Source organism: Streptomyces sp. KMM 9044, assembly GCF_024701375.2.
Taxonomy (GTDB): domain Bacteria; phylum Actinomycetota; class Actinomycetes; order Streptomycetales; family Streptomycetaceae; genus Streptomyces.
Window position 1 is genome coordinate 5588853 of sequence record NZ_CP113910.1, and the last position, 24257, is coordinate 5613109.

Consider the following 24257-nt stretch of genomic DNA (forward strand, 5'->3'; position numbering starts at 1 on the left):
GCATCCGGAGGAGCCACGGCGATGGCGGAACACACCAGCTCGAGCATCACGATCGAGGCGGAACCGGCCGAGGTCATGGAGGTGATCGCCGACTTCGCCCGCTATCCGGACTGGACCGGCGAGGTGAAGGAGGCGGAAGTCCTCGCGACCGACGGCCGGGGCCGTGCCGAGCAGGTACGCCTCGTCATGGACGCCGGTGCGATCAAGGACGACCAGACCCTCGGGTACACCTGGACCGGTGAGCACGAGGTGTCCTGGACGCTGGTGAAGTCCCAGATGCTGCGCTCCCTGGACGGCTCCTACCTCCTGAAGCCGGCCGGTGCGGGCACCACCGAGGTCACCTACCGGCTCACCGTCGATGTCAAGATCCCGATGCTCGGCATGATCAAGCGCAAGGCCGAGAAGGTCATCATCGACCGGGCCCTGGCGGGCCTGAAGAAGAGGGTCGAGTCCGGCGAGGAGCCGGGCGCCGCGTAGTACCGGCCGCGGGGGCAACGGCACCGGTCGGGCACGGGTGCGTGCACCGGTACCGTTCATCCCCATGCGTACCCTCCTGATCACGGGCCCTGGTGGCAACGGACGTACCACCGTCGCGGCGGCCACCGCGCTCGCCGCCGCCCGCGCGGGCGTCCGTGTCCTGCTGCTCGGCACCGACCGGACGGACACGCTGGGAACGGTGCTGGGCACGCCCGTCACCGCCGCGCCCGCCGAGGTCGTCCCGGGCCTCACCGCACGACGGGTCGACGCCGGGGAGGACTTCCGCGCCGACCTGACCGCACTGCAGGACCGGGCCGCCCCGGCGCTCGACCTGCTCGGCGCGTCCCGGCTCGACCCCGAGGAGTTCGGCCCGCTGCCCGGCGCCGAGGAACTCGCGGTGCTGCGCGCCCTGCGGGACGCCACGCTGTCGGACGGGTACGGCCTGCTCGTCGTCGACCTGCCGCCCGCCGAGCGGGCCCTCGCCCTGTTCGCCCTCCCCGAGGACCTCCGCCGAGGCATGCGCAGGCTGCTCCCGCCCGAACGCCAGGCCGCCCGCGCCCTGCGCCCCGTGCTCGGCCGCCTCGCCGGGGTCCCGATGCCCACGGAACGGCTGTACGCCACGGCCGCCCGGTGGGACACCGAACTGGCCGCCGTCGAGGCCGTCCTCGCCGACCGGGACACCGTCGTACGGCTGGTCGCCGAACCCGGCCCCGCGGGCGCCGACGCCGTACGCATCGCGGGTCTCGGCCTCGCCCTGCGCGGACTGCGCACCGACGTGCTGGTCGCGGGCCGGGTACTGCCCGAGAGCGTCGGGGACAGCTGGCTCGCCGGCCCGGTGGCCCAGCAGCGCAAGACGCTGGAGGAGTGGCGCCAGACGTACGACGTCCACTCCGTCGCCCACCTCGGCCGCGACCCGCGCGGCCCGGACGACCTGACCGCGCTCGCCGTCCCGGGCGCGCCCGCCGCACCCGGCGTCAAGGCGGAGCCCGCCACGGCCGGGTGGCCCGTCACCGACCGGCTCGCCGACGACGGCATCCTGGTCTGGCACATCCCGATGCCCGGCGCCCGGCGCGAGGAACTGGACCTGATCCGGCACGGCGACGCACTCGCCGTCACCGCGGGACCGTTCCGTCGGACGGTCCCGCTGCCCTCCGCGCTGCGCCGCTGCACCGTGGACGGGGCGGCCCTGCGCGATGAGGAACTGCGCATCCGGTTCCGGCCGGATCCGCGCCTGTGGCCGCGCACCCCGTGAAGCCGGTACGCCCGTTCGGGTACCGTCGGAAGGGCCGACCGTAGTCAGGAGTCCGTCATGAGCGAACAGCTCCCCCCGCCCGACGACACCGGGGACGCGCCCGTGGGCGATTCCGCGTCCGACGCGCGCACGGCCGCCACCGACGGCGCACGGGCCGTCGACGCGGACGCCTGGGCGACGGCGTGCGCCGAGGACCTCGAGGCGGAGAAGGCCCGCCGCCGCGCCCGGTACGGACCGCCTCCCGCCTCGGCCGCCGAGGAGCTGCGCAAGCTCGCCGACATGGTCGCCGAGAAGTTCGACCAGCTCACCGGCCTCCGGTCGCCACTGTTCGGCGCGGTCGCCGGACCGGCCGCGCAGCAGGCGGTGCGCCAGGCGGTCCAGCAGGCCAGGGCGGCCGTGGAACCGGTCGTCGAACGTAACCCGGACGTCTTCGACCACCTCGCCGCCGCCGGCGGCGAGCTCCTCGCCGCCTACCGCTCCGCGGTCCAGGACCAGGAACGCCGCTGGACCACCCGCGACCCCCGCCCCTGGGACCCGGACGAGGCCAAGGAGGCCCCCGGCGCCGAGGGCGCCGAGGGCGCCGAGGGCGCCGAGGGCGCCGAAGGCGGGAGCGGGAAGCACGACAGCGGCAGCGACGGCGACGCGGGCGGCGACCGCCGCCACAACCGCGGCGACGAGCCCGGACCCGGCGGGGAACGCATCGACCTGGACTGAGGGTGCCCGATATCGGGAGGCCGGCGCCAGGGCCTCGGGTACCGTGGGCGGTAGCGGGGCTCGACCGGAACTGAGGGATTCATGGGACTCACCATCGGCGTCGACATCGGCGGCACCAAGATCGCGGCCGGCGTGGTCGATGAGGACGGCAACATCCTCTCGGTCCACAAGGTGCCGACCCCGGGCACGCCCGACGGCATCGTGGACGCCATCGCCTCCGCGGTGGACGGAGCACGCGCGGGGAACGAGATCGTCGGCGTGGGAATCGGTGCGGCCGGATACGTCAACCGCCAGCGCTCGACGGTGTACTTCGCCCCCAACATCGACTGGCGCCAGGAACCGCTGAAGGAGAAGGTCGAGGCCCGCGTGGGTCTCCCGGTCGTCGTGGAGAACGACGCGAACGCGGCGGCCTGGGGCGAGTACAAGTTCGGCGCGGGCAAGGGCCACCGCAACGCCATCTGCATCACACTCGGCACCGGCCTCGGCGGCGGCGTCATCATCGGCAACAAGCTGCGCCGGGGCCACTTCGGCGTGGCCGCCGAGTTCGGGCACATCCGGATGGTCCCGGACGGCCTGCTGTGCGGCTGCGGCTCACAGGGCTGCTGGGAGCAGTACGCTTCCGGTCGCGCCCTCGTCCGGTACGCCACCCAGCGCGCCAACGCGACCCCGGAGAACGCGGAGACGCTGCTCGCCCTCGGCGACGGCACCCCCGAGGGCATCGAGGGCAAGCACGTCTCCATGGCCGCCCGCCAGGGCGACCCGGTGGCCGTCGACTCCTACCGGGAGCTTGCCCGGTGGGTCGGCGCCGGCCTCGCCGACCTGGCCTCCCTCTTCGACCCCTCCGCCTTCATCGTCGGCGGCGGTCTCTCCGACGAGGGGGAACTGCTCCTCGACCCGATCCGCAAGTCGTACAAGCGCTGGCTGGTGGGCGGCAACTGGCGTCCGGTCGCCGACGTCCGGGCCGCCGAGCTCGGAAACAAGGCCGGCCTGGTGGGTGCGGCCGACCTGGCCCGGGAACCCGACCCCATCATGTGACACCCCCTGCCTCCGACGCCGCCCGCCTGCTCCCCTCCGGGGGCCACGGCGGGCGTTGTCGTTCCCGGGCCCGGCTCCGGGCCCCTCGGCATGCCGGCACCGCCGGCCGGGTGGCTTCGCCGGGTGACGCCGATCGCTCGTCGGTCAGCCGCCCGCCTTGACGGGGGCGCTGCTGCGTCCATGGCGTCGACCGCTGAGCTCGACGCCGAGAGTCTCCTGAGCCACGCGCATGCCCTCGGCGTGGAGGGGATCCCGCAGCCGCCTCCACGTCTCCCCCTCCGAGACGTACTCCACACAGCCGACCACCCACCAGATGTTGCCGAAGGGGTCCTCGACACACCCTCCGCGCTGCCCGAAGGCGCCGTCCAGCACGGGTGTGACGACCCGGCCGCCGGCGGCGACGGCCCGGGAGAACGCCTCGTCCGCGCCGGCGACGAACACGCGCAGCAGGCTCGGGACGGCCGGCCGGTCGTCGTGTCGGTCGAAGGCCGGCACGACGGTGTCGCCGACCCGGATCCCACCGTGCCCGACCAGACCGTCTTCGGTCGGCACCCGCCCGAGCTCCTCACCGCCGAACGCCTCGGTGACGAAGCCGAGGAAGGCCCCCGTGCCGTCGGTGACGACCCAGGGTGCGACAGCGGTGCAGCCCTCCGGCACGGTGTTGCCCTGCCCCGGCATCGCGGTCCTTTCACCGACGTCGGTGGCCGACGGCGACGACAGGTGCCGATCCGGTCGGCCGCTGTCCTGAACAGCGGCCGACCCCGGGCCGTGACCGGCCCTGCACCTACGTGCCGGAGGTGACCCACCTGCCCGAGGACGTGAACATCCCAGCCGTCGTCGTCCCCGTACCGCTCGTCTGCGCCCATGCCGGTCCTGCGTCCGCCCGCGCGCATGCCCGGGGCGGGACCCGGAGGCGGTGGCCCGGGCCGAACACCCGGACCGGCCCGTACACGTCGGCCCGTATGGCGCTTTCGGGCGCGCGGGTCGGCGTATCTTGATCCGCATGGCGACGACTTCGCTGCTGCCCGACTCCCGGACCGGGGCCGACGGTTCGGCCGTGGTCCGTGTCATGAGCTACAACATCCGGTCGATGTACGACGACACGGACGCCCTCGCCCGGGTGATCACCGCCTGCGCCCCCGACCTGGTCCTGGTCCAGGAGGCGCCGCGCTTCTTCCGCTGGCGCAAGAAACTGGCCCGGCTGGCCTCAGCCTCCGGACTGGTGACCCTCTCCGGAGGTGCCACGGCCGCCGGTCCCGCGATCCTGTGCTCGCTGCGGGCGACCGTCGAGCGCACCGAGGACGTCCTGCTGCCGCTCACCCCGGGGCTGCACCGGCGCGGCTTCGCCACCGCGGTCGTAGGGTTCGGCGGGGCCCGGTTCGGGGTGCTGAGCTGCCATCTGTCGCTGCGGAAGGACGAGCGGTACGCGCAGGGCGGCATGCTCCTCGACCGGCTCGCCGGGATGGGCGCGGAGCACGCGGTCGCGGGTGGTGACCTCAACGAGCGACCGGACGGCCGCACCTTCCGGCGGCTGGGGGACTCCCTCACGGACTGCTGGGCCGCCGGGCCATGGGGCGGCGAGTACACCTCGACGTCCGCCGAGCCGCACCAGCGCATCGACGCCCTGTTCGCCACCAGGGGCGTCGAGGTTCTGGGCTGCGGTGTCCCGCTCGGCCAGCCGGGAGTGACCGAGGCCGACCTGAGGGCGGCCACCGATCACCTGCCGGTCCTGGCCGCGCTCAGAGTGCCGGCCGCGTAGTGCGCGTGGGCGGGTGGGCCGCTCTCAGACCACCGCGCCCCGGCCCGGATCGTCGTCCTCCTCGTCGCCGGTGCGCATCCGCATCACCAGAGTGGCGAAACCGCCCAGGAAACCGCCGATGCAGAGCGTGGTCAGCCACCAGGTCATCTCCCAGCCGAGCAGTATCGCCAGCAGGAGCAGCACCGGACCGCCCAGTACTCCCAGCCACGCGAACTTGGACGTGACGTCCGCATCGGGCAGCGGCGGGGGCTCCGGCGGGACGAAATGGCCCTCGTCGCCGTCGCCGACATCCTCCTCCGACGGCTCGGACACGCTGTAGTCGCGCGGGCCCCCCACGCCCGGAGCGAAGGCGACCGAACCGCCCAGCGGCTTGACCGGCTTGTCCCCGGCCCGCGTCGGCGCCTCGGCCGGTGCCCCGTCGTCGGTGGCCTCGGTACGGGTGTCGGTGTTGGTGTCGGACTCCAGCAGCGCCAGATCCTCGACCGACTTGAACGGCTTGGCACCCGACGGGTCCGGCGGCTCGTCACCGTACCCGGCGACGATCGCCTCCCACGCGGCATCCTCGTCGAAGGGAACGTCCTGGTCCTGATGCGCCGGGCCACCGCCCTCCCGCCCCTGGCCCGTACGTGCCTCGCGCCCCTCCTGGTCCTCCCGCCCCTGGCCCGTACGTGCCTCGCGCCCCTCCTGGTCCTCCCGCCCCTGGCCCGTACGTGCCTCGCGCCCCTCCTGGTCCTCCCGCCCCTGGCCCGTACGTGCCTCGCGCCCCTCCTGGTCCTCCCGCCCCTCGCGGTCCTCGCGGTCCGAGTCGTGCTCAGCCACCTGTGGTCGTCCCTTCCCTGCCGAGACCGGGCTCCTTGACGGCGCCGGGTGCGAGCCGGCCGATGAACGCGGTGCTCTCCCGGAAGATCCGCTCCGCGTCGTGGTCCAACGTCGCCACGTGGTAGCTCTGTTCCAGCAGGACCTCCGTCACGTCGAGCGACGAGACGCGGCCGAGGATCCGGGCCGAGTCGGCGGGCGGCACCACATGGTCCTGCGGACTGCGCAGAAGCAGCAGCGGCTGGGTGACCTGGGGAAGCTCGCCGTCGAGCATGCGCAGGAAGGTACGCAGGGAGTGGGCCGCGTGCAGCGGCACCCGGTCGTAGCCCAGCTCCTCGACCGACGGCTTGGCGATGTCGCTCGCGATGCCCTTCGTCGCCGGGACGAGATGACGGAGCACCGGGAGGGCGTGCGCGGCCACACCGTGCACCCGGTTCGCCGGGTTGACGACCATGACCCCGCTCACCGCGTCGCCGTGCCGCGCGGCCAGGCGCAGGGCCAGCGCGCCGCCCATGGACAGACCGGCCACGAACACGCGTGAGCAGCGGTCCCGCAGCAGGCGCAGTTCGCGGTCCACCTCCGCGTACCAGTCCTGCCAGCCGGTGGCCCGCAGGTCCTCCCAGCGGGTGCCGTGCCCCGGGAGCAGGGGCAGCGAGACGGTCAGGCCGTGCTCGGCGAAATGCTCCGCCCACGGGCGCAGCGACTGAGGCGAACCGGTGAAGCCGTGGCAGAGGAGGACAGCGGCCTCCCCGCCCTCACGGCGATACGGCTCGGCTCCGGTCAGGAGCGGCACTTTCGGCCTCCCGGTCGTAAGAGTCGTCGAAGTCGTCGAAGCCGTCGAAGTCGTGGACGTCGTGGAAAGGGTCGAGGAAGTCGACGGGCTGCAGACGGGTTGCAGGACCTTCACCGTACGCGACCGCACTGACACCGACCAGGGCCGTCGGAGCCATTGACGGTGCTCCGGGTTAGGGTCTGTGCCACACGCACAGGAAGGCACTCGGGTGTTGTACGGCGCGATGAAGGTCACCGTCGGAGGGTCGCTGAAGCTTGCCTTCAGACCCTGGGTGGAGGGCCTGGAGCACGTCCCCGCGGAAGGGCCCGCCATCCTGGCCAGCAACCACCTGTCGTTCTCCGACTCCTTCTTCCTGCCGGCCGTCCTCGACCGCAAGATCACCTTCATAGCCAAGGCCGAGTACTTCACCACACCGGGGGTGAAGGGCCGGCTGACGGCCGCCTTCTTCAGGGGCGCGGGCCAGCTCCCGGTGGACCGCTCCGGCGCGCGCGGTGCCGGTGAGGCGGCGATCAGGAGCGGCATGGAGGTCCTCGGACGAGGCGAGCTGTTCGGCCTCTACCCCGAGGGTACGCGCTCGCCCGACGGCCGTCTCTACCGCGGCAAGCCGGGCGGCCTCGCGCGCGTGGCCCTCGCCACCGGCGCGCCCGTGCTCCCGGTCGCCATGATCGACACGGAGAAGGTCCAGCCGCCGGGAAAGGTCGTCCCGAAGTTGGTCCGGCCCGGCATACGCATCGGCAAGCCGCTGGAGTTCAGCCGCTACGAGGGCGTGGGGCACGACCGTTTCGTACTCCGTGCGGTGACCGACGAGGTCATGTACGAGATCATGAAGCTCTCCGGCCAGGAGTACGTGGACATGTACGCGACCGCCATGAAGCGGCAGCTCATGGAGGCGGCGAAGGCCGAGAAGGAGGCGGAGAAGGCCGCGAAGGCCGGGCTCTCCCGCGCCGGGAAGGCGGAGGAGGAGGCAGAGCGGGAACAGGCTGCCGAGCAGCGGTGGTCCGCCCCCTAAGCGTGTGGACGGGGGCGGGCCCGGGGCGAAGGTGGGGAGGACATGCCCAGGCGCGAGAGAGTCACGAGGATATCGGTCGAGCAGCCGCTGTGGCGCGCGCTCGCCGGGTACCGGGTCCTCGCCACGGGGTACGCGATCGGCCTGTTCGCCACCGCCTACGAGCGGTTCGAGCGTCCCTGGCTGGCCGTGGCCTACTTCGCCCTGCTGGCCGTGTGGACACTGGCCACCCTGCCCCGGGTCGCGAACGCCGACGGCTGCACCAAGCGCTTCCTCGCCGCCGACCTGACCGTCGCGCTCGCCGGCATCCTGCTCACCCCCGTCGCCGACGACCCGGCGCGGGTCGAGGCCGGCGGTCCGACGATGCCGTCGATATGGACCGCGGGCGCGGTGCTCGCCTTCGCGATCAAGGGTGGCTGGCGCTGGGCCGCCCTCGCTTCCACCCTGGTCGCCGTCGCCAACCTGATCGAGCGCGGCGGCCCCGCCCGGGACACCGTGCACAACGTGATCCTCGTCTGGGTCGCGTCCATCGCCATCGGCTACGTCGTCGAGGTCGCCCGCGCCTCCGAGCGCACCCTCGCCCGCGCCCTGGAGATCGAGGCCGCGACCAGGGAGCGCGAGCGGCTCGCGCGGGACATCCACGACAGCGTGCTCCAGGTGCTCGCGATGGTGCAGCGGCGCGGCACGGTGCTCGGCGGCGAGGCGGCCGAGCTGGGCCGGATGGCCGGCGAGCAGGAAGTGGCGCTGCGCACCCTGGTCTCCGGTGGCCTGATACCCGTCCCCAGGGCGCCGCAGGACTCGGCCGAAGCAGCCGCGGCACGGGCCGCGGACGAGACGCGGGACGACCCGGACGGCCCCGGCGACGACCCCGTCGACCTGCGTGCCCTGCTCGCCCCGTACGCCGGCGCCCTCGTCAGCCTCGCCGAACCCGGGGCACCGGTGCCGCTCGCTCCGGCCGCCGCCCGGGAGCTCACCGCCGCCGTCGGGGCCGCCCTGGACAACGTACGCAAACACGCGGGGGCACGCGCGCGCGCCTGGATCCTGGTCGAGGACGAGCCGGACGAGGTGATCGTCACCGTCCGCGACGACGGGCCCGGCATCCCCGAGGGCCGGCTCGCCCAGGCCGAGGGAGAGGGGCGGCTCGGGGTGGTCCTGTCGATCCGGGGGCGGCTGAGCGACCTCGGCGGCAGCGCGGAACTGATCTCGGTACCCGGCCAGGGCACGGAGGTCGAGCTGAAGGTACCGAAGGACAGCGACGGCGAACGGGACGCACGGGGGAAGGCGGAACAGGGATGACGACGGACACTGCGGGGGGAGAGAGGGCAGACGGGGAACCCGGGGACGGGCGGGGCCCGGTGAGGGTGATGGTGGTCGACGACCACCCCATGTGGCGCGACGCCGTCGCCCGGGACCTGTCCGAGTCCGGCTTCGAGGTGGTCGCCACCGCGGGCGACGGCGACCAGGCCGTGCGCCGAGCCAAGGCCGTGGCCCCCGACGTCCTCGTCCTCGACCTGAACCTGCCCGGCAAGCCCGGCGTCCAGGTCTGCAAGGAGGTCGTCGCCGGGAATCCCGCGCTGCGGGTGCTGGTGCTCTCGGCGAGCGGCGAACACACCGACGTCCTGGAGGCGGTGAAGTCCGGGGCCACCGGCTATCTGCTGAAGTCCGCCTCCCCCCAGGACCTGCAGGACGCGGTGCGCCGTACGGCCGTCGGCGACCCGGTGTTCACCCCGGGCCTGGCCGGACTGGTCCTCGGTGAGTACCGCAGGCTGGCCTCCGACCCGGCGCCCGCCCCGGAGGGCGGCGCCTCCAGGGCACCCCGGCTGACCGGCCGGGAGACCGAGGTGCTGCGCCTGGTCGCCAAGGGCCTCAGCTACAAGCAGATCGCCGAACGGCTCGTCATCTCCCACCGCACGGTGCAGAACCACGTCCAGAACACCCTCGGCAAGCTCCAGCTGCACAACCGGGTGGAACTCGTCCGCTACGCCATCGAGCGAGGCCTCGACGACGAGTAGCACCCGGCAAACCCTCTGAACCGTCCGGTGGTTGGGCTTTCCCGCCGGACCCGGCAGCCGGGGCCGAAACGCGCCGCTGCTGCCCCGTTCGGCCCAGGCGCATCCGCTCCCGGCCCCGTATATTCGCGGATGCGGCAGTCGTCGCGTACGGAAGCGTTCCCGGCACGACCCCCGGAGGGACCCTGTGGAGATCCTCGCGTTCGGTGTGCAGGCCGACGAGAAGCCCCTGATCGAGCGGGCCTTCCAAGGGCACCACGAGGTGCGAGGCCTGCATGTCTTCCTCAACGAGGACACCGCGCCCATCGCGGCGGGCCACGAGGTGATCTCCACCAGCGTCAACTGCGACCTCGGCGCAGGTGTCCTGGAGAGCCTGGCGGCCGGCGGCACCCGGATGATCGCCCAGCGGTCCACCGGCTTCAACAACGTCGACCTGAAGACGGCCGAGCGGCTCGGCCTGACGGTCGCCCGGGTGTCTTACTACTCGCCCCACTCGGTCGCCGAGTTCGCCTGGGCCCTCGCCATGGCCGTCAACCGGCGGATCGTCCGTGCCTCCACCCGCACCCGTGACTTCGACTTCCGGCTCGACGGGCTGATGGGCCGTGACATGCACGGCCGCACCGTCGGCGTCATCGGCACCGGCAAGATCGGTGAGGCCTTCACCCGGATCGCGCACGGCTTCGGCATGCGGCTGCTCGGCTGGGACGTCGCCGAGAACCCCGCCTGCCGTGACCTCGGCATGACCTACGTCCCCAAGGAACAGCTGCTCGCCGAATCCGACCTGGTCAGCCTGCACGTTCCGCTGCTGCCGGAGACCCTCCACCTGATCGACGGCGCCGCCCTGCGGACAATGCGGGACGACGCCGTCCTGGTGAACTCCAGCCGCGGCGGACTCGTGGACACCGTCGCCCTCGTCGCCGAACTGCGGGCGGGCCGCTTCACCGGTGTCGGACTGGACGTGTACGAGGCGGAGGCGGGCCTGTTCTTCCTCGACAAGTCCCTGGAGGCCATCGAGGACGACACCCTGGCCCGCCTCGTCACCTTCCCGAACGTGCTGGTCACGTCCCACCAGGCGTACTACACCGTGGACGCCGTCGGCCAGATCATCGACACCACGGTGCGCAACGTCCTCGACTACACCGAGGGCCGCCGCTCGGAGAACGTCCTGGTCCCGCGCAGCTGACCCGTCAGCTCGGCGACGATCGCCGCGCCGTTCAGGGTGAGCACCGACTCGGGGTGGAACTGCAGCGACGCGAACCGGGGTCCGCGCAGCGCGTGCACCTCGCCGTTCGCCGCGCGGCTCACCTCGACGCCGCGCGCCGCCAGCTCCGCCGCCGCTCCGTCGTCGCAGCGCGCGACGAAGCTGTTGTAGAAGCCGACCGTCTCCGGCCGCCCGAACAGGTCGATCTCCGTCTGCGTTCCCTGGTACGGCACCTCCTTGCGGACGGTCTCCAGACCCAGCTCGGCCGCGATCAGCTCGTGGCCGAGGCAGACACCGAGCACGCCGTGCCGGTTCTCCCCGACCACCGCGGCGGTCAGGCCGCGCAGGAACCGCATCCTCGGGTCGGCCGTGTCGGACGGGTCACCGGGGCCGGGACCCAGTACCACAGGCCCCTCGTGCCCGAGTACCGTCTTCCGGAGTCCGGGTTCGTCGTACCGCCGGACGGTGACCGTGAGCCCCGACGAGCGCAGCACATGCGCGAGCATCGCCGTGAAGGTGTCCTCCCCGTCGACGACCAGGGCGTGTCCCTCCAGCGCGGCCGACGGCTCCCGCATCCGCAGCCAGAACGGGGCCAGTGAGGCCCGCCGCCCGTCCAGTGCCGCCCGCACCCGGGGGTCGTCCGCCAGCCGTGGCCGTACGGGCTCCTCGCGCGGTCCCCCGGGACGCACCCCCAGCGCGGCGAGCACCCCGGCCGCCTTCGCGTGGGTCTCGGCGACCTCGCCCGCCGGGTCCGAGCCCCGCACCAGCGTGGCGCCGACCGGCACCCGCAGCCGTCCGGCCGCGTCGATGTCGGCGGTGCGGATGAGGATGGGGGAGTCGAGGGTCTGGGCCCCACCCGCATCCCGGCCGAGCAGCGCCAGCGCCCCCGCGTAGTAACCACGCCCGGCACCGTCCGGCCCGAGGGACTCGTACCGCTCGATCACCCGGCAGGCGTTCTGCACCGGCGACCCCGTGACGGTCGCGGCGAACATGGTCTCCTTCAGTACCTCCCGCACATCCAGCGAGGACCGGCCGCGCAGCTCGTACTCCGTGTGCGCGAGGTGCGCCATCTCCTTCAGCCGGGGCCCGACCACGACACCGCCCATGTCGCCGACGGTGCACATCATCTTGAGTTCCTCGTCGACGACCATCGACAGCTCCTCGATCTCCTTGCCGTCGGCGAGGAACTCCAGCAGATGCCCGGGGGTCGGCCCGTCGGCCGGGTACCGGTAGGTGCCGCTGATCGGGTTCATCACGACCGTCCCGCCGGACGCGCGCACATGCACCTCGGGGCTCGCCCCGACCAGTGTCCGCCCTCCCGCCTCCTGCCCGGTGTGCACCACGAACGTCCAGTACGCGCCCCGTTCGCCCGTCAGCAGCCGCCGGAACAGCGCCAGCGCGTCGGCCCGCCCGAACCCGGGGACCTCCCCCTCGTACGTCCGCCGGATCACGAAGTTGGCACCCTCGCCCCGCCCGATCTCCTCCCGCAGCACCCGCCCGACGATTTCGGCGTACTCCTCGTCGCCGACGTCGAAGCCGCCGCCCTCCACCCGCACGTCGTGCGTGGGCAGCTGCGCCAGGGCCTCGGCGAGCGGGATCTCGTGGCGCTCCTCGGGGGTCAGCACCAGCAGGGGGGTGCCGTCGTCGCGCACGTCGAAACCGCGCTCCCGGATCTGCCGGAAGGGGATGAGCGCCAGCCCTTCGTCGGGCAGGTCCGCCAGGCGGTCACGGGAGGTGACGGGGCCGAGCAGCAGTTCCACCACGGTGTCGTCGTGGCCGGGCGTGCGGCGGCGCAGCAGGGCGAACGGACGGGAATCGTCGAGCAGGTCGAGCAGGTTCATCGGTCGTGGTCCCTCGATAAGGGAGGGCCGGCCCGCGGGCGCCGCGCTGTCCGCGAACGCCGAAGGCCGCCCCTCGGGCGGCCTTCGCGAAGTCTTGTGTACGCGCTACAAGATCAGTGGGCCGCCGGAGAAGCGGGCCACCACCAGTTCCGGATCGAGTGCGCGAACATGTCACGCACGCTACACGACGAGCATGCGCGACGTGGGCCGTTCCGTGTCGTTGCACACGATGTTCCCCGCCGGCGCGGAGGGTCCGCTCAGGACACTGCTCCAGACGAGCACCGTACGGTTGCTCCCCGCCGCCGCGGGGGCGTCGGGGTCTGCCGGCTCGAACCGGCCGGTCAGATCTGTCTCACGGACCGAGCGCGGCGATGGACAACCGAACCGACCGCGTACTCTTGGGCCCGTGACCGTGAACGCTGATCCTCGAAGCGTCGCCGCTCAGGCGACTTGGCGCAACCTGCCCGCGGCGCAGCAGCCCGAGTACCCGGATGCCGAGGCTCTGCGCGATGTGATCGCCGAGCTCGAAACGTATCCCCCGTTGGTGTTCGCCGGCGAGTGCGACCAGCTGCGCGCGCGTATGGCCGCGGTCGCCAAGGGAGAGGCGTTCCTCCTCCAGGGCGGCGACTGCGCCGAATCCTTCGGCGCGGTGTCCGCCGAGCACATCCGGGCCAAACTCCAGACCTTGCTCCAGATGGGCGCCGTCCTCACCTACGCCGCGTCCGTGCCCGTGGTGAAGGTGGGCCGGATCGCCGGCCAGTACTCCAAGCCGCGCTCCAAGTCGACCGAGACCCGCGACGGTGTGACGCTGCCCACCTACCGGGGCGACTCCGTCAACGGCTTCGACTTCACCGAGGCCGCCCGCGTCCCGGACCCCGAGCGGCTGAAGCGGATGTACCACGCCTCGGCCTCCACGCTGAACCTGGTGCGCGCCTTCACCACCGGCGGTTACGCCGACCTGCGTCAGGTGCACGCCTGGAACCAGGACTTCGTGAAGTCGTCCCCGTCGGGCCAGCGCTACGAGCAGCTCGCCCGCGAGATCGACAACGCGCTGAACTTCATGCAGGCCTGCGGGGCCGAGCCGGAGGAATTCAAGACCGTCGAGTTCTTCTCCTCGCACGAGGCGCTGCTGATGGACTACGAGTCGGCGCTGACCCGCGTCGACTCGCGCACCGGGCAGCTGTACGACGTCTCCGCGCACATGGTGTGGGTCGGCGAGCGCACCCGGCAGATGGACCACGCGCACATCGAGTTCGCCTCGCGGATCCGCAACCCCCTCGGCATCAAGCTCGGCCCGACGACGACGGCCGAGGAGGCGCTGCAGTACATCGAGCGTCTCGACCCGGACCGCGAGCCCGGCCGGCTGACCTTCATCGTCCGCATGGGCGCGGACAAGATCCGCGACAAGCTGCCCGAGCTGGTCGAGAAGGTCGCCGCCTCCGGTACCACCGTCGCCTGGGTGACCGACCCGATGCACGGCAACACCTTCGAGGCGGCCTCCGGCCACAAGACCCGCCGCTTCGACGACGTGCTCGACGAGGTGAAGGGCTTCTTCGAGGTCCACAAGGGGCTGGGCACCCACCCCGGCGGCATCCACGTGGAACTCACCGGCGACGACGTCACCGAGTGCGTGGGCGGCGGCGACGAGATCTTCGTCGACGATCTGCACCAGCGCTACGAGACCGCCTGCGACCCGCGGCTCAACCGCAGCCAGTCGCTGGACCTGGCGTTCCTCGTCGCCGAGATGTACCGGGACCAGTAACATCGCTCAGCTGCGGGAACGGCAGGGGTGGGGCGCGGATCACACAGGGTCCGCGCCCCACCCCACTTTTCTGCCCTCCGGACGACAGGTAAGGTTAGGTTAGCCTCACCGATCAGGGGTCGGGATGGCGCGACCCAGTCCTACGTCGGGAGGTGAACCGCGTGTTCGTCTGCAGCTGCTTCGGGGTGACCGAGGAACAGGTGAGGATTCACGCGGACGCCGGGGCCTGCACTCCTCGGCAGATCGCCTCCGCCTGCAAGGCCGGCACCGACTGCGGCGGCTGCGTGCGGCGCATCCAGGCGCTGCTCGGCCGTGGCGCCTGCCCCCGCCGGCAGGTGGCCGACCAGGGCCGGCCGCCCCTCGTGGCGGAGCTGCCCGAAGCCGCGTAAGGCCTGTCGGCTGTCGGCTCAGCGGGTCGAGAAGCCGCTCGTCCCCGGGCCCGAGGGGTCCGGCTGGGACTGCTCGGTCACCGTCGACAGATACAGTGCCTCGCCCAGCTTCTCGATGAGTCCCAGCTGGGTGTCCAGGTAGTCGATGTGGTGTTCCTCGTCGGCGAGGATCGCCTCGAAGATGTTGGCGGACGTGATGTCGTTCTTGCGGCGCATGACCTCCACGCCCCGGCGCAGGCGGTCGATGGCCTCGACCTCGACCTCCCGGTCGGCCTGGAACATCTCCGTCACCGTCTGCCCGACCCGCACGTGGAAGAGCCGCTGGTAGTTGGGCAGGCCGTCGAGCAGCAGGATGCGGTCGGTGAGGACCTCCGCGTGACGCATCTCGTCGAAGGACTCGGCGCGCGTGTACTCGGCGAGTTTGGTCCAGCCCTTGTGGTCCTGCAGCTTCGAGTGCAGGAAGTACTGGTTGATCGCGGTCAGCTCGGCGGTCAGCTGCTCGTTGAGGAATTCGATGACCTCGGGGTCGCCCTGCATCGCAGAAGCTCCTTCCATACGGATGTACGAGTCAGATGCGCCGCATGATTCCACCGGCGGAGAAGATCGTCCAGTAAGCGTTGACTTAGCAAGTAAGAGTACATTTGCAGATGTTTTACATGGATTGCTCGTCTTCGTGGCCCCGGTCCGATGCGTCACGCAGGGTCTGTCAGGATGGAAGCATGGGTCAGCCGGCGGAACGCGAATCGGAGGAGCGCCCAACGGAGGAAGGGGCACGGTTCGAGCTTCCGCCGGGGCAGCGGCTGCAGAAGGGCTGGCCGGTCACGCACTACGGGCCGGTGCCCAGGTTCCGGGCCGAGCGCTGGGACTTCAGGGTGTTCGGCGCCACCGCCGAGGGCGACAAGCACCGCTGGAACCATGAGGAGTTCACGGCCCTGCCGTACCGCAGCGTCGTGGCCGACCTGCACTGCGTCACCAAGTTCAGCATGCTCGGAGCCGAATGGGGCGGCATTCCGGCGCGCACCGTCCTGGAGCTCGCCCCGCCCGCGCCCGACGTCACCCATGTGATGGTGTGGGCCGAGTACGGATTCAGTTCCAACCTGCGTCTGGCGGACTTCTCGTCCGAGCGGACCCTCTTCGCCACCCACAAGGACGGTGAACTGCTGACCGCCGAGCACGGATTTCCGCTCCGTCTGGTCGTTCCCCATCTGTACGCCTGGAAGGGACCCAAATGGGTCCGCGGAGTGGAGTACATGACCGACGACCGCCGCGGTTTCTGGGAGGAGCGCGGCTATCACAACGTCGGCGATCCCTGGAAGGAGCAGCGCTACTCGTACCAGGAGGAGCCCGGGGACGGCCCCGGGCTCTGAGCCGGTCCGGGTGGGACTACGACTCCCGGAGCTTCTTCAGCCGCTCCACGTCCGCCGCGTGCCCCTCCTTGCCGCCGGGCGTCTCGATGATCAGCGGCACGCCCTCGGTCGCGGGGTGTGTCATCAGCGCGCGGAACGGGTCCTCGCCGATACGGCCGTCGCCGATGTTCGCGTGACGGTCCTTGTGCGCGCCGGCCACATCCATCGAGTCATTGGCGTGGATCAGTTTCAGCCGCCCCTCACCGACCGTGTCCACCAACAGATCCAGCGTCCGGTGCATCCCGTCCGGTCCGGTCAGATCGTGACCGGCCGCGAAGACATGACAGGTGTCCAGGCAGACGCCCAGCTTCGGATGGGCGTCCAGCACCTCGAAGTACGGCCCGAAGTCCCAGGTCCGCGAGCAGAGGGAGGAGCCCTGGCCGGCCGTCGACTCCAGCAGCAGGAACGGGTCGTCGTCATGGGTGAGCTCGTCGAGCAGCGGCAGCAGGTACTCCCGTACCTGTGCCAGCGCCACCGACCGCTCGCGTCCACCGGTCGCGCTGCCGGTGTGGACCACCACGCCCAGTGCCCCGATCTCGCGCCCGCGCCGCAGCGAGTGCCGCAGCGACTCGGCGGACCGTTCGGCGGTCGCCCGGGTGTGTGACCCGAAGTTGATCAGGTACGGGGCGTGCACGTACGCCGGGATCGCCTCGGCCGCACACGTCTCGCGGAAGGCCTCGTCCTGCTTCGGGCTGCCGACCGGCGTCGCCCAGCCCCGCGGATTGGCGACGAAGACCTGCACGGTCTCCGCACGCAGCTCACGGGCGTAGGACAGACCGACGGAATGCAGACCGCCGGCCACGGGGACATGGCCGCCGACCGGGTTGCGGGCAGGGCCGGACAGGTGACTCTTCACCCGTCCAGGGTGTCACGCGTGCGTCCGGCGCCCGCCGGCGGATCAGCGGATCCTGAGGGTGATCGTCGAGCCCTTGGGCGCGGTGTCCCCGCCCGCCACGGACTGTTCGTCGACGGTGTCGCCGAACAGTCCGAGCAGTCCGCGGTCCTCCTCGACCCGGAACCCGGCCGCCTCCAGCGTCCTGGTGGCCTTGTCCACGCCGTCCCCGACCACGTCGGGAACCTCGACCATCTCGGGGCCCTTGGACAGCGTCAGCGTCACGGTGTCCCCCTCGACGGCCTCACCGCCCGCATCCGGGCTCTGCCGGGCCACCCGTCCCGCCTCGTGTTCGGAGGTGATCCGCCCGGTGGCGACCTCCACCTCGAGGCCGGCCTCCTCCAGCTCGGCGCGCGCGTCCTGAAGGTCCTCGCCGGTCACCTCGGGGATGTCCACCGGGTTGCCCCTGCTCACGGTGAGCGCCACCGCCGAGCCCGCACGGACCTCGGTGCCCCCGGCCGGCCCGGTGGAGATCACGGAGCCCTTGGCCACGTCCTCGCTGAACTCCTGGGTGACCATGCCGGGCTCCAGGCCCACGTCCTCCAGCGCGGACCGCGCCTTGTCCAGTGCGACGCCGTCCACATCGGGCACCTGCACGGTCCTCGGCCCCTTGGAGAGGGTCAGCGAGACCGAGTCGGTGTTGCGGATGCGCTCGCCCGCCCCCGGATCCGTACTGATCACCGTGCCCCGCCCCACGGAGTCGCTGTACGCCTCCTCGACCTGCCCGACGTCCAGCCCGGCCTGAGCCAGCCGGTCCCGGGCCTGCTTCTCGGTCTTGGCCAGCAGCGGCGGGACCTTGGTGAACTGGCCCGAGTTGATGTACCAGACGCCCGCTCCGGCCCCGAGGAGCAGCAGCACCACGACGACGATCGTCATCGGGCCGCGCCGCAGCGCCGGAGCGCGCAGTACCGGACCGCGCCGGGGCGGCAGCGGCGCCGGGAACGGGAGCCGGCTGGTGCGGTGGTCCGTGTCCTCGTCGACGGGCAGCGGGCGGGGCACCGTCAGCGCGCGCGGGATGACGCTCGTACGGTCCTCGGCGTTGTGGTGCCGCGACGACAGTGCCTGCGGTGGAGTCGCGTCCAGCTGCGCCGCGTCGAGGCCGCCGCGGACCTCGCGGACCTGCGCGAGCAGCGCCACCGCGTCGTACGGGCGGACCTCCGGACTGCGCGCGGTCGCCGACGCGACCAGTTCGTCCAGCGCGTAGGCCATACCGGGCACGGCGGCCGACGGCGGCGGTACGTCGTCGTGCAGATGTTTGTAGAGCACGATCGCGGGGGAGTCCCCCTCGTGCGGACGCTCACCCGTCAGCACCTCGTAGAGCAGGATGCCGCACGCGTAGACGTCCACGCGGGGGTCGGCGGCACCGTTCTTGATCTGCTCCGGTGCCAGGTAGGAGACCGTGCCCAGCACGGTGCCGGTGGTGTTCGTCACCGTGTCCACGCCCCGGACCAGGCCGAAGTCGGCGACCTTGACCCAGCCGTCGTCCCCTATCAGCACGTTCTCCGGCTTCATGTCCCGGTGCACGAAACCGGCGCGGTGGGCGGCGCCGAGCGCGGCCAGCATCGGCTCCAGGATGTCCAGCGCGGCCCGCGGCTGCAGCGCCCCGCGCTCACGCAGCACGTCCCGAAGGGTGCAGCCGGCGACGTACTCCATCGCCAGATACACGTACCCCCGGTCGGTGCCCTGGTCGAAGACCTGAACCACGTTCGGATGGGCCAGACGGGCCACCGACTTCGCCTCGCGGATGAACCGGTCGACGAAGGAGCCGTCGGCGGCGAGCGCCGGGTGCATCACCTTGAGCGCGAGCACGCGGTCGAGACGGGTGTCCACGGCCCGGTAGACCGTGGCCATCCCGCCGACCGCGATGCGCGCCTCGACGCGATACCGGCCGTCGAGCACCTGCCCGACCAGAGGGTCCTGAAGGGTCGTGTCCACGCAGGTGAGTCTACGAGCCGCCGCCGACACCCCCACCGCTTCGTCGCGGACCGCACCGTGACTGCAGCGGACCTGTGACGCAACCCACGCACACGGCGCGGGGCAAACGCGTGCACGGCCCGGCCCACGACGCCGAGGCCGAGGCCGGTGGCGCACTCCCACGGGGAGCGTTCACCGCCGGGGAGCATTCACCTCTCGACCGACTGGAAACGGGTGGTGCGCGGGTGGGAGAACACTCAGAACGCCGGCCGCTCCGGATCCAGCACGGCGAGGCCCTCCGCAGGAGACGACGCCTCGGCAAAGTGCCGCCGCGGAATCCGCCCCGCCCGCCGCGCCAGCCGCCCCGCCTCGACGGCCCCCCGCATGGCGGCAGCCATCAGCACCGGCTCCCGCGCCCGCGTGACCGCCGAGGCGAGCATCACCCCCGCGCACCCCAGCTCCATCGCCAGCGCCGCGTCCGACGCCGTACCGGCGCCCGCGTCCAGGATCACCGGCACGCGCGCGTGCTGCGTGATCAGCTCGAAGTTGTGCGGGTTGCGGATGCCGAGTCCCGACCCGATCGGCGAACCGAGCGGCATGATCGCCGCACAGCCGACGTCCTCCAGTTTCCGCGCCACCACCGGATCGTCATTGGTGTACGGCAGCACTGTGAATCCGTCGTCGACCAGGGTCTCCGCCGCCTCCAGCAGCTCGACCGGGTCCGGCAGGAGGGTGCGCTCGTCGGCGATGACCTCCAGTTTGACCAGATCAGTGCCGAGCGCCTCCCGCGCGAGACGTGCGGTGAGCACCGCCTCGCCGGCGGTGTAGCAGCCCGCCGTGTTCGGCAGCACCCGGATGCCCAGCCTGTCCAGCACCGACAGGACCGAGCCGTGCGCCGAGGCGTTCACCCGGCGCATCGCGACGGTCGTCAGCTCCGTCCCGGACGCGACCAGCGCCCGCTCCAGCACCTCGAGGCCGGCCGCCCCGCCGGTCCCCATGATCAGCCGGGACGTGAAGGTCGTATCGCCGAGAACGAACGGATCGTCGGCCACGGTCAGCCTCCTTGGACAGCGGTCAGGACTTCCACCCGGTCCCCCTCGGAGAGGGACGTGAGCGACCACCGCGCGCGTGGGACGACGGTCTCGTTGAGGGCGGCGGCCACTCCGGAGGGAGCGGAGGTCAGGGTGGCGACCAGCGCGTCGAGCGCCGTGCCCGGGGTCACCTCGCGCGGCTCTCCGTTGACGGAGACGAAGACGGTGTTGGTCCGGCCGGTCGCGGCCTTCGCCGGATCGTTCATGCGGGCTGCTCCCTGAGTGCGGCGGCGGTGAACCGCCGAGGGGTGAACGGGCGGGCTTCCTGCGGGAGTTCACCGGTGGTCAGGACTTCGGCCAGGGCGTCGCCGGTGACCGGCGTGAGCAGCACGCCGTTACGGTGGTGCCCGGTGGCGAGGACCAGTCCCGCCAGCGCGGACGGACCGAGCAGCGGCGCGTTGTCGGGCGAGCCGGGGCGCAGCCCGGCCCGGGTCTCGGTGAGCGGCAGTTCGGTGATCCCGGGGACGAGTTCGTGGGCGTCGCGCAGCAGTTCGTACACCCCGCCCGCGGTCACGGTCGTGTCCCAGCCCTGTTCCTCGCTGGTCGCCCCGATCACCAGCTCGCCGCTCTCGCGCGGCACCAGATACACATGGCTGCCGCGCACCATCGCGCGTACCGTCCGGCTCAGGAACGGCCCGAACCGGTCCGGCATCGCCAGCCGGACCACCTGTCCCTTCACGGGACGCACCGGAGGCAGCACCTCCGGCGGGATCCCCGCGAGCCGCCCGCTCAGGCTGCCCCCGGCGAGCACCACCTGCCCGGCGCTCAGCCCGGTGTCGTCGGCGGTGACCACGCCCGTGGCCCGCTCCCCGGTGACGGTGAGCCGCTCGGCCCACGCACGGTGCAGGACCACGCCCGCCCGCTCGCAGGCCGTCACCAGTGCGGCCGCCAGGCGCCGGGGGTCGATCTGGTGGTCGCCGTCCACCCGCAGCCCGCCGCGCACTCCCGGTGCGAGCATCGGTTCCAGGCGCCGGCAGTCCCGCCCGGACAGCCACTGCGTGTCGAGCCCCGACTGCTGCTGCAGTACGTGCAGTGCGCGCAGATGGGCGCGGTCGTCGGCGTCCAGCGCGACCGCGAGTGTGCCGCAGCGTCGGTAGCCGAGGTCGTGGCCGGTGGCCTCGGCGAGCTCGGCGGCGAAGTCGGGATAGCGGCGCGCGGAGGCGAGATTCAGACCGAGCAGGGTCTGTTCGCCGTAGTGCAGTTCCGTGACGGCGGCCAGCATCCCGGCGGCCACCTGGGCGGCACCGGCGCCCGGTTCGGGGTCCAGCACGGTCGTGGTCAGCCCGCGCTGCGCGGCCCGCCAGGCCGTGACCAGGCCGATGATCCCGCCCCCGACGACGAGGACGTCCGGGGAACGTCCCGGAGCGTGCGAGACGCCTGAGGCGTCCGGGGTACCCGGGGTGTGTGTGGGCGGCATGGGCGTCCAGCCCCTCCCTTCGCCGGCATGACCCGGATCAGGTTCATACGGTCGGAGGCCGCCAGCCTCCCTCTCAGTCCGGTGCGTCCGGACTCCCGCGCGTGCTCTACGGTGGCCAGCCTAGTCCCGGAACAATGCCGGAACAACGAACGTGCAGGGAGCCTTCACATGGCTGGTTCGCTCGACGGCCTGGTCCTTTCCCCGGTCGCCGACCAGGCGTCGGGGCAGGTCGGTACCCGCACCCGGTTCGTCTACCACGAGCAAGGCGGCCGGATCTGGGCCGAGTACGCGGGCGGTGACGTCGTCCGCGGACATTTGGTGGGCACCAGGGAAGGGGACCGGCTGGACTTCCGGTACGTGCAGCTCAAACAGGACGGCACCACCTCGGGCGGACGCTGCGAGTCGACGGTCGTGGAACTGCCCGACGGGCGGCTGCGACTGGAGGAGACCTGGGCGTGGGAGTCGCAGCCGGGCAGCGGCACCAGCGTGGTGGAGCAACTCACGACCCCCGGGGACCGACCGGCCGCCGAACAGGTGTCTATGGTGATCAGGTGAGCGAGCAGACACAGGGACGGGGGCCGTCCGGGCCGGGGCGTGTGGTGGTGACGGGAGCCGGCATGGCCGGCGTGCAGACCGCCGTCTCCCTCCGCGAGCAGGGCTTCACCGGTGTCGTGACCCTCATCGGCGCCGAGCCCCACCAGCCGTACGACAGACCGCCGTTGTCCAAGGCCGTCCTGCTGGGAAAGGCGGAGGGCTCCGCCCTCGACGTCGACTTCGAGGCACTCGGTATCGAACTGCGGCTCGGTTGCGAGGTGTTCGGGCTGCGCCCCGCCGACCACGAGCTGGACACGGAGGCCGGGCCGGTCCCCTACGACGTCCTGGTCGTCGCGACCGGCGCCGAACCGGTCCGGCTGCCGGGTGCCGAAGGTGTTCCGGGCGTCCATCTGCTGCGCACCCTCGACGACGCCGAACGGCTGCGGCCCGTGCTCGCGCGCCGGCGGGACGTCGTGGTCGTCGGCGCCGGCTGGATCGGCGCGGAGTTCGCCACGGCGGCGCGCGAGGCGGGCTGCGCGGTCACCGTCGTGGAGGCCGCGGACCGTCCGCTGGCCGAGGCGCTGCCCGCCGAGGTGGCAGCTTCGATGACCGCCTGGTACGGCGACGCGGGAGTGGAGTTGCGCACGCACGCACGCGTGGAACGCGTCGAGCCGGGCGCGGTGGTGCTGGACGACGGCTCACGGCTGCCCGCGGACGCCGTCGTCGTCGGGATCGGTGCCCGCCCCGCCACCGCCTGGCTGGCCGGCTCCGGCATCGAGCTGGGCCGGTACGGCGAGGTGGCCGCCGACGCGCGCCTGACGACCTCCGTGCCGGACGTGTACGCGGTCGGCGACTGCGCGTCCTTCCCCTCGCAGCGGTACGGCGAACGCCTGCTGGTGCATCACTGGGACAACGCCCTGCAGGGCCCGCGCACGGTCGCGGCGAACATCGTCGGGACGGCCACCGGTGAGCCCCCGGCGGTGTACGACCCGGTGCCGTACTTCTGGTCCGAGCAGTTCGGACGCTTCGTCCAGTACGCCGGGTACCACGCGGACGCCGACCGGACGGTGTGGCGCGGGGAGGCGGACGGGCCGGCGTGGACGGTCTGCTGGCTCCGCGGGTCCCGGCTGGTCGCGCTGCTGGCCGTGGGCCGCCCCCGCGACCTGGCCCAGGGGCGCCGGCTGATCGAGGCGGGCACGGCGATGGACGGGACCCTGCTGGCCGACCAGACGAGACCGTTGAAATCGGCGAAGGCGGCGTGAGTACCGGGTCCCCGCCGTCCTCGTGCCGCGGCGTCAGACGGTCCGCCCGGGCTGAAACATCCGCCCAGGTGGAGGGGCCTGGCTTCCGGCTGCCGGTGGCAGATGGCACGCTTGTCCCGTGACCGAGATTGACGCAAAGACCGATGCTCTCGTCCCCGCCTGGCTCACCCTGCCCGACATCGCCGAGATGCTCGACGTCGAGGTGACGCGCGTCCGGCAGCTGGTCAAGGACGGCCAGCTCATCGCCGTACGCCGAGGTGAGAACCGCGCACTGCACGTCCCCGCGGCCTTCATCGACGGGGACAAGGTCGTCAAGGGCCTTTCCGGGACCCTGACGCTCCTGCGGGACGACGGCTTCACGGACGAGGAGATGCTGGACTGGCTCTTCACCCCCGACGAGAGCCTGCCGGGCACGCCCGCGCAGGCGCTGAGCGAGAACCGTGGCACGGAGGTGAAGCGCCGCGCCCAGGCGCTCGCCGTCTGACCCCGGGGCCCGTGCCCCGGGGCGGAACGCCGGGACCCGCACGCGCGCCGGTACGCACATCCGTGCGCGCACGCGGTTCGTGCCCGCACCCGCACCCGGACGTGAACCGCCACCCGGCGCCGCTCGCACAGGGCGCCGGGGCGGCGGCACGGGGTTCGTCGCAGCGTGTGCTCCGCCGGCCCCGGGCGGGCCGGGGCATCCGC

27 protein-coding genes and 1 riboswitch are annotated in these 24257 nt (G+C 72.4%); of the genes, 15 read left to right on the top strand and 12 right to left on the bottom strand.

Annotated elements, in window-relative coordinates; all coding sequences use genetic code 11:
- Nucleotides 1-21: 21 nt before the first annotated feature.
- The 4 genes from HUV60_RS25190 (at nucleotide 22) to HUV60_RS25205 (ending at nucleotide 3478) form a co-directional block, all read left to right on the top strand.
- A complete protein-coding gene (locus HUV60_RS25190) occupies nucleotides 22-477 on the top strand; it encodes an SRPBCC family protein (RefSeq protein ID WP_257849482.1) in 456 nt (151 codons plus the stop codon).
- 64 nt (nucleotides 478-541) lie between these two features.
- Nucleotides 542-1729 carry an ArsA family ATPase gene (locus HUV60_RS25195; protein WP_257849483.1) on the top strand — a complete coding sequence of 396 codons (1188 nt, stop codon included), beginning with the start codon at nucleotides 542-544 and terminating at the stop codon, nucleotides 1727-1729.
- A gap of 57 nt (nucleotides 1730-1786) precedes the next feature.
- Nucleotides 1787-2443: a DUF5304 domain-containing protein gene (locus HUV60_RS25200; RefSeq protein WP_257849484.1), complete on the top strand. Its 657-nt coding sequence runs from the start codon at nucleotides 1787-1789 to the stop codon at nucleotides 2441-2443.
- A gap of 81 nt (nucleotides 2444-2524) precedes the next feature.
- Nucleotides 2525-3478 (top strand): ROK family glucokinase, encoded by a 954-nt coding sequence (locus HUV60_RS25205; RefSeq protein WP_257849485.1) that lies wholly within the window; start codon nucleotides 2525-2527, stop codon nucleotides 3476-3478.
- A 144-nt stretch (nucleotides 3479-3622) separates the two neighbouring features.
- Here HUV60_RS25205 and HUV60_RS25210 read toward each other — a convergent pair whose 3' ends face one another.
- The gene (locus HUV60_RS25210; RefSeq protein ID WP_257849486.1) at nucleotides 3623-4156 is read right to left on the bottom strand and encodes a VOC family protein; all 534 of its coding nucleotides are present in this window, start codon (nucleotides 4154-4156) and stop codon (nucleotides 3623-3625) included.
- A gap of 325 nt (nucleotides 4157-4481) precedes the next feature.
- On the opposite strand from HUV60_RS25210, the gene HUV60_RS25215 reads away from it, so the two are divergent.
- Nucleotides 4482-5237, top strand: coding sequence for an endonuclease/exonuclease/phosphatase family protein (locus tag HUV60_RS25215; protein ID WP_257849487.1), 756 nt, complete (start codon nucleotides 4482-4484; stop codon nucleotides 5235-5237).
- A 24-nt stretch (nucleotides 5238-5261) separates the two neighbouring features.
- Here HUV60_RS25215 and HUV60_RS25220 read toward each other — a convergent pair whose 3' ends face one another.
- From HUV60_RS25220 to HUV60_RS25230, 3 genes are read right to left on the bottom strand one after another with little or no spacing between them, the layout of a single operon-like run.
- Nucleotides 5262-6056, bottom strand: a complete 795-nt coding sequence (locus HUV60_RS25220) for a hypothetical protein (RefSeq protein WP_257849488.1) — start codon at nucleotides 6054-6056, stop codon at nucleotides 5262-5264.
- Entirely contained in the window at nucleotides 6049-6846 is a 798-nt protein-coding gene (locus HUV60_RS25225) for an alpha/beta hydrolase (RefSeq protein WP_257849489.1), read from the bottom strand. Before HUV60_RS25225 ends, HUV60_RS25220 begins: the two co-directional genes overlap by 8 nt.
- Entirely contained in the window at nucleotides 6809-7003 is a 195-nt protein-coding gene (locus HUV60_RS25230) for a hypothetical protein (protein ID WP_257849490.1), read from the bottom strand. The genes HUV60_RS25225 and HUV60_RS25230 overlap by 38 nt, the downstream gene beginning before the upstream one ends.
- Before the next feature lie 66 nt (nucleotides 7004-7069).
- On the opposite strand from HUV60_RS25230, the gene HUV60_RS25235 reads away from it, so the two are divergent.
- From HUV60_RS25235 to HUV60_RS25250, 4 genes are all read left to right on the top strand, one after another.
- The gene (locus tag HUV60_RS25235) at nucleotides 7070-7855 is read left to right on the top strand and encodes a lysophospholipid acyltransferase family protein (RefSeq protein ID WP_257850249.1); all 786 of its coding nucleotides are present in this window, start codon (nucleotides 7070-7072) and stop codon (nucleotides 7853-7855) included.
- 42 nt (nucleotides 7856-7897) lie between these two features.
- Nucleotides 7898-9148, top strand: coding sequence for a MacS family sensor histidine kinase (macS, locus tag HUV60_RS25240; RefSeq protein ID WP_257849491.1), 1251 nt, complete (start codon nucleotides 7898-7900; stop codon nucleotides 9146-9148).
- Nucleotides 9145-9864 carry a response regulator gene (locus HUV60_RS25245; protein WP_257849492.1) on the top strand — a complete coding sequence of 240 codons (720 nt, stop codon included), beginning with the start codon at nucleotides 9145-9147 and terminating at the stop codon, nucleotides 9862-9864. Before macS ends, HUV60_RS25245 begins: the two co-directional genes overlap by 4 nt.
- A 184-nt stretch (nucleotides 9865-10048) precedes the next feature.
- On the top strand, nucleotides 10049-11044 hold the full coding sequence (locus tag HUV60_RS25250) for a 2-hydroxyacid dehydrogenase (protein WP_257849493.1): 996 nt from the start codon (nucleotides 10049-10051) through the stop codon (nucleotides 11042-11044).
- Here HUV60_RS25250 and HUV60_RS25255 read toward each other — a convergent pair.
- Nucleotides 10996-12903 (bottom strand): anthranilate synthase family protein, encoded by a 1908-nt coding sequence (locus tag HUV60_RS25255; protein WP_257849494.1) that lies wholly within the window; start codon nucleotides 12901-12903, stop codon nucleotides 10996-10998. The genes HUV60_RS25250 and HUV60_RS25255 overlap by 49 nt on opposite strands.
- A gap of 113 nt (nucleotides 12904-13016) precedes the next feature.
- Complete coding sequence (locus tag HUV60_RS34060) at nucleotides 13017-13073, bottom strand: trp operon leader peptide (RefSeq protein ID WP_443047547.1); 57 nt, start codon at nucleotides 13071-13073, stop codon at nucleotides 13017-13019.
- Nucleotides 13074-13309: 236 nt separating this feature from the next.
- On the opposite strand from HUV60_RS34060, the gene HUV60_RS25260 reads away from it, so the two are divergent.
- Nucleotides 13310-14665 (top strand): class II 3-deoxy-7-phosphoheptulonate synthase, encoded by a 1356-nt coding sequence (locus tag HUV60_RS25260; RefSeq protein WP_257849495.1) that lies wholly within the window; start codon nucleotides 13310-13312, stop codon nucleotides 14663-14665.
- Between the two features lie 152 nt (nucleotides 14666-14817).
- Nucleotides 14818-15054: a (2Fe-2S)-binding protein gene (locus HUV60_RS25265; RefSeq protein WP_257849496.1), complete on the top strand. Its 237-nt coding sequence runs from the start codon at nucleotides 14818-14820 to the stop codon at nucleotides 15052-15054.
- A gap of 18 nt (nucleotides 15055-15072) precedes the next feature.
- On the opposite strand, the gene bfr is transcribed toward HUV60_RS25265, so the two are convergent.
- A complete protein-coding gene (bfr, locus tag HUV60_RS25270; protein WP_257849497.1) occupies nucleotides 15073-15591 on the bottom strand; it encodes a bacterioferritin in 519 nt (172 codons plus the stop codon).
- A 182-nt stretch (nucleotides 15592-15773) separates the two neighbouring features.
- On the opposite strand from bfr, the gene HUV60_RS25275 reads away from it, so the two are divergent.
- Nucleotides 15774-16421, top strand: coding sequence for a sulfite oxidase-like oxidoreductase (locus HUV60_RS25275; protein ID WP_257849498.1), 648 nt, complete (start codon nucleotides 15774-15776; stop codon nucleotides 16419-16421).
- A gap of 16 nt (nucleotides 16422-16437) precedes the next feature.
- On the opposite strand, the gene HUV60_RS25280 is transcribed toward HUV60_RS25275, so the two are convergent.
- The 5 genes from HUV60_RS25280 to thiO all read right to left on the bottom strand — a co-directional run bounded on the left by HUV60_RS25280 (nucleotide 16438) and on the right by thiO (nucleotide 21774).
- Entirely contained in the window at nucleotides 16438-17316 is an 879-nt protein-coding gene (locus HUV60_RS25280; RefSeq protein ID WP_257849499.1) for a deoxyribonuclease IV, read from the bottom strand.
- Nucleotides 17317-17358: 42 nt separating this feature from the next.
- Complete coding sequence (pknB, locus tag HUV60_RS25285; protein ID WP_257849500.1) at nucleotides 17359-19287, bottom strand: Stk1 family PASTA domain-containing Ser/Thr kinase; 1929 nt, start codon at nucleotides 19285-19287, stop codon at nucleotides 17359-17361.
- Nucleotides 19288-19523: 236 nt separating this feature from the next.
- The gene (locus HUV60_RS25290; RefSeq protein WP_257849501.1) at nucleotides 19524-20318 is read right to left on the bottom strand and encodes a thiazole synthase; all 795 of its coding nucleotides are present in this window, start codon (nucleotides 20316-20318) and stop codon (nucleotides 19524-19526) included.
- Between the two features lie 2 nt (nucleotides 20319-20320).
- On the bottom strand, nucleotides 20321-20563 hold the full coding sequence (gene thiS / locus HUV60_RS25295; RefSeq protein WP_257849502.1) for a sulfur carrier protein ThiS: 243 nt from the start codon (nucleotides 20561-20563) through the stop codon (nucleotides 20321-20323).
- Nucleotides 20560-21774 (bottom strand): glycine oxidase ThiO, encoded by a 1215-nt coding sequence (gene thiO / locus HUV60_RS25300; protein WP_257849503.1) that lies wholly within the window; start codon nucleotides 21772-21774, stop codon nucleotides 20560-20562. Before thiO ends, thiS begins: the two co-directional genes overlap by 4 nt.
- Nucleotides 21772-21883: riboswitch (TPP riboswitch) on the bottom strand. Its footprint overlaps the gene before it by 3 nt.
- A 59-nt stretch (nucleotides 21884-21942) precedes the next feature.
- Here thiO and HUV60_RS25305 point away from each other — a divergent pair.
- The 3 genes from HUV60_RS25305 to HUV60_RS25315 all read left to right on the top strand — a co-directional run bounded on the left by HUV60_RS25305 (nucleotide 21943) and on the right by HUV60_RS25315 (nucleotide 24054).
- The gene (locus HUV60_RS25305) at nucleotides 21943-22329 is read left to right on the top strand and encodes a hypothetical protein (protein ID WP_257849504.1); all 387 of its coding nucleotides are present in this window, start codon (nucleotides 21943-21945) and stop codon (nucleotides 22327-22329) included.
- Nucleotides 22326-23570: an NAD(P)/FAD-dependent oxidoreductase gene (locus tag HUV60_RS25310; protein ID WP_257849505.1), complete on the top strand. Its 1245-nt coding sequence runs from the start codon at nucleotides 22326-22328 to the stop codon at nucleotides 23568-23570. The genes HUV60_RS25305 and HUV60_RS25310 overlap by 4 nt, the downstream gene beginning before the upstream one ends.
- Nucleotides 23571-23688: 118 nt before the next feature.
- The gene (locus tag HUV60_RS25315; RefSeq protein ID WP_257849506.1) at nucleotides 23689-24054 is read left to right on the top strand and encodes an Rv2175c family DNA-binding protein; all 366 of its coding nucleotides are present in this window, start codon (nucleotides 23689-23691) and stop codon (nucleotides 24052-24054) included.
- Nucleotides 24055-24257 lie beyond the last annotated feature (203 nt).

Bases quoted from the DNA above. Each gene is read 5' to 3' on its own strand.
- HUV60_RS25200 (WP_257849484.1), top strand. From the start codon at position 1,787: ATGAGCGAACAGCTCCCCCCGCCCGACGACACCGGGGACGCGCCCGTG.
- HUV60_RS25255 (WP_257849494.1), bottom strand. From the start codon at position 12,903: ATGAACCTGCTCGACCTGCTCGACGATTCCCGTCCGTTCGCCCTGCTG.
- macS (WP_257849491.1), top strand. From the start codon at position 7,898: ATGCCCAGGCGCGAGAGAGTCACGAGGATATCGGTCGAGCAGCCGCTG.
- HUV60_RS25305 (WP_257849504.1), top strand. From the start codon at position 21,943: ATGGCTGGTTCGCTCGACGGCCTGGTCCTTTCCCCGGTCGCCGACCAG.
- HUV60_RS25190 (WP_257849482.1), top strand. From the start codon at position 22: ATGGCGGAACACACCAGCTCGAGCATCACGATCGAGGCGGAACCGGCC.
- thiS (WP_257849502.1), bottom strand. From the start codon at position 20,563: ATGAACGATCCGGCGAAGGCCGCGACCGGCCGGACCAACACCGTCTTC.
- HUV60_RS25215 (WP_257849487.1), top strand. From the start codon at position 4,482: ATGGCGACGACTTCGCTGCTGCCCGACTCCCGGACCGGGGCCGACGGT.
- HUV60_RS25205 (WP_257849485.1), top strand. From the start codon at position 2,525: ATGGGACTCACCATCGGCGTCGACATCGGCGGCACCAAGATCGCGGCC.
- HUV60_RS25230 (WP_257849490.1), bottom strand. From the start codon at position 7,003: ATGGCTCCGACGGCCCTGGTCGGTGTCAGTGCGGTCGCGTACGGTGAA.
- HUV60_RS25195 (WP_257849483.1), top strand. From the start codon at position 542: ATGCGTACCCTCCTGATCACGGGCCCTGGTGGCAACGGACGTACCACC.
- HUV60_RS25235 (WP_257850249.1), top strand. From the start codon at position 7,070: ATGAAGGTCACCGTCGGAGGGTCGCTGAAGCTTGCCTTCAGACCCTGG.
- HUV60_RS25275 (WP_257849498.1), top strand. From the start codon at position 15,774: ATGGGTCAGCCGGCGGAACGCGAATCGGAGGAGCGCCCAACGGAGGAA.
- HUV60_RS25245 (WP_257849492.1), top strand. From the start codon at position 9,145: ATGACGACGGACACTGCGGGGGGAGAGAGGGCAGACGGGGAACCCGGG.
- bfr (WP_257849497.1), bottom strand. From the start codon at position 15,591: ATGCAGGGCGACCCCGAGGTCATCGAATTCCTCAACGAGCAGCTGACC.
- thiO (WP_257849503.1), bottom strand. From the start codon at position 21,774: ATGCCGCCCACACACACCCCGGGTACCCCGGACGCCTCAGGCGTCTCG.
- HUV60_RS25210 (WP_257849486.1), bottom strand. From the start codon at position 4,156: ATGCCGGGGCAGGGCAACACCGTGCCGGAGGGCTGCACCGCTGTCGCA.